Genomic DNA, 1708 nt, shown 5'->3' on the forward strand with positions numbered 1-1708 from the left:
ACTGCTCTTTAACAATTTATCAGACAATCTGTGTGGGCACTCAAAGTGACATGGATTCTTAACGTCGCAAGACGAAAAATGAATACCAAGTCTCTGAGTGAACATACGTAATTCATTACGAAGTTTAATTCACGAGCATCAAACTTAAATTGAAGAGTTTGATCATGGCTCAGATTGAACGCTGGCGGCAGGCCTAACACATGCAAGTCGAGCGGCAGCGGAAAGTAGCTTGCTACTTTGCCGGCGAGCGGCGGACGGGTGAGTAATGTCTGGGAAACTGCCTGATGGAGGGGGATAACTACTGGAAACGGTAGCTAATACCGCATAACGTCGCAAGACCAAAGAGGGGGACCTTCGGGCCTCTTGCCATCAGATGTGCCCAGATGGGATTAGCTAGTAGGTGGGGTAACGGCTCACCTAGGCGACGATCCCTAGCTGGTCTGAGAGGATGACCAGCCACACTGGAACTGAGACACGGTCCAGACTCCTACGGGAGGCAGCAGTGGGGAATATTGCACAATGGGCGCAAGCCTGATGCAGCCATGCCGCGTGTATGAAGAAGGCCTTCGGGTTGTAAAGTACTTTCAGCGGGGAGGAAGGCGTTGAGGTTAATAACCTCAGCGATTGACGTTACCCGCAGAAGAAGCACCGGCTAACTCCGTGCCAGCAGCCGCGGTAATACGGAGGGTGCAAGCGTTAATCGGAATTACTGGGCGTAAAGCGCACGCAGGCGGTCTGTCAAGTCGGATGTGAAATCCCCGGGCTCAACCTGGGAACTGCATTCGAAACTGGCAGGCTAGAGTCTTGTAGAGGGGGGTAGAATTCCAGGTGTAGCGGTGAAATGCGTAGAGATCTGGAGGAATACCGGTGGCGAAGGCGGCCCCCTGGACAAAGACTGACGCTCAGGTGCGAAAGCGTGGGGAGCAAACAGGATTAGATACCCTGGTAGTCCACGCCGTAAACGATGTCGACTTGGAGGTTGTGCCCTTGAGGCGTGGCTTCCGGAGCTAACGCGTTAAGTCGACCGCCTGGGGAGTACGGCCGCAAGGTTAAAACTCAAATGAATTGACGGGGGCCCGCACAAGCGGTGGAGCATGTGGTTTAATTCGATGCAACGCGAAGAACCTTACCTACTCTTGACATCCAGAGAACTTAGCAGAGATGCTTTGGTGCCTTCGGGAACTCTGAGACAGGTGCTGCATGGCTGTCGTCAGCTCGTGTTGTGAAATGTTGGGTTAAGTCCCGCAACGAGCGCAACCCTTATCCTTTGTTGCCAGCGGTTAGGCCGGGAACTCAAAGGAGACTGCCAGTGATAAACTGGAGGAAGGTGGGGATGACGTCAAGTCATCATGGCCCTTACGAGTAGGGCTACACACGTGCTACAATGGCGCATACAAAGAGAAGCGACCTCGCGAGAGCAAGCGGACCTCATAAAGTGCGTCGTAGTCCGGATTGGAGTCTGCAACTCGACTCCATGAAGTCGGAATCGCTAGTAATCGTAGATCAGAATGCTACGGTGAATACGTTCCCGGGCCTTGTACACACCGCCCGTCACACCATGGGAGTGGGTTGCAAAAGAAGTAGGTAGCTTAACCTTCGGGAGGGCGCTTACCACTTTGTGATTCATGACTGGGGTGAAGTCGTAACAAGGTAACCGTAGGGGAACCTGCGGTTGGATCACCTCCTTACCTTAAAGAACCTGCCTTTG

1 rRNA gene is annotated in these 1708 nt (G+C 53.0%); it reads left to right on the plus strand.

What is annotated here, in order from left to right:
- Positions 1 to 146: 146 nt before the first annotated feature.
- Positions 147 to 1688, plus strand: a 16S ribosomal RNA gene (locus ADJ24_RS23330).
- Positions 1689 to 1708: the final 20 nt, after the last annotated feature.

Origin of the sequence: Enterobacter sp. 940_PEND, assembly GCF_001059415.1 — a bacterium.
In the GTDB taxonomy this organism is placed as follows: domain Bacteria; phylum Pseudomonadota; class Gammaproteobacteria; order Enterobacterales; family Enterobacteriaceae; genus Enterobacter; species Enterobacter cloacae_M.